The sequence below is a fragment of the Caulobacter sp. 10L414 genome (assembly GCF_056395525.1).
In genome coordinates this window covers 1-1,209 of record NZ_JBFTJR010000129.1, presented here as the reverse complement: position 1 = coordinate 1,209, position 1,209 = coordinate 1, and the positions used below count along the sequence as shown (strand labels likewise).

The following is a 1,209-nucleotide window of genomic DNA, read 5'->3' as shown; positions in this document are numbered from 1 at the left end:
CCCAGAGGGGGAGCATCTGGGCGCTCATAGATCCTCCCCCTCTGGGGGAGGTGGCCCGGAGGGCCGGAGGGGGTCCTTCCGGCCCGCCCGCCTTTACTTCCGGCTCTTCATCAGCGGCTGGATCTTGGTCCCGAAGTCGTCGATGCCCTGGACGAAGTCGTCGAAGGTCAGCAGCACGCCGCCGGTGCCAGGCACTTCGGCGATCTCGTCCAGCATGCGGGCGATGCTCTCATAGCTGCCCACCAGCGTGCCCATGTTGAGGTTCACCGCCGATTCCGGCGCGGCCAGCTGGGCGGTGTTGGTGGTGGCGCCCGCCGCGGCGTTGGGGGCGGCCTGGTTGGTCAGCCAGGCCAGGGCCTGCTGGTCGGCGCCGTCCCGGTACTTCTGCCACTTGGCCAGGGCCTTCTCGTCGGTCTCGTCGGCGATGATCATGAACAGGATGAACGAGGCCACGTCGCGGCCGGTCTTGGCGGCGGCCGCTTCCAGGCGCTTGTTGACCGAGGCGAAGGCGGTCGGGGTGTTGGTCCCCTTGCCCAGCGCGAAGCTGTAGTCGGCGTACTGCGCGGTGAAGGCCAGGCCCTCGTCCGACGAGCCGGCGCAGATCAGCTTGGTGTCCTTCGGATGCGGGCTGACCCGGCAGTCGTCCATCGTGAAGTACTTGCCCTTGAAGTCGGAGACGCCGGTCTCCAGCAGGTCCTTCAGCACGGTCGCGTATTCGGCCAGGTAGTTGTAGCGGTCGGTATAGTGGCCCTCGCCCGGCCACAGGCCCATCTGGCTGTACTCGGCCTTCTGCCAGCCGGTGACCAGGTTGATGCCGAAGCGCCCCGGGGCGATGGAGTCGATGGTCGAGGCCATGCGCGCGACGATCGCCGGCGGGATGGTCAGGGTGGCGACGGTGGCGAAGACCTTGATCTTCTCGGTGACGGCCGCCAGGCCCGCCATCAGGGTGAAGCTCTCGAGATTGTGTTCCCAGAACTCGGTCTTGCCGCCGAAGCCGCGCAGCTTGATCATCGAAAGCGCGAAATCGAGGCCGTAGTGCTCGGCCTTCTGGACGATGGTCTTGTTGAGCTCGAAGCTCGGCATGTACTGCGGCGCGGTCTCGGAGATGAGCCAGCCGTTGTTGCCGATGGGGATGAAGACGCCGACCTGCATGGTGTTAGTGCCCCTTTGAAGAGTGTTGTGGCCTGGCCAGGAAGGTGCTCCCCCTCT

General features: G+C 66.3%; 1 protein-coding gene. It reads right to left on the bottom strand.

The genetic code is table 11. The features are described from left to right. Positions 1 to 93: 93 nt before the first annotated feature. Positions 94 to 1,152: a pyrimidine utilization protein A gene (gene rutA / locus AC1DCG_RS25045; RefSeq protein WP_477031252.1), complete on the bottom strand. Its 1,059-nt coding sequence runs from the start codon at positions 1,150 to 1,152 to the stop codon at positions 94 to 96. Between the last annotated feature and the right edge of the window lie 57 nt (positions 1,153 to 1,209).

Coding starts and splice junctions, on each gene's coding strand:
- rutA (WP_477031252.1), bottom strand. CDS start 1,152: ATGCAGGTCGGCGTCTTCATCCCCATCGGCAACAACGGCTGGCTCATC.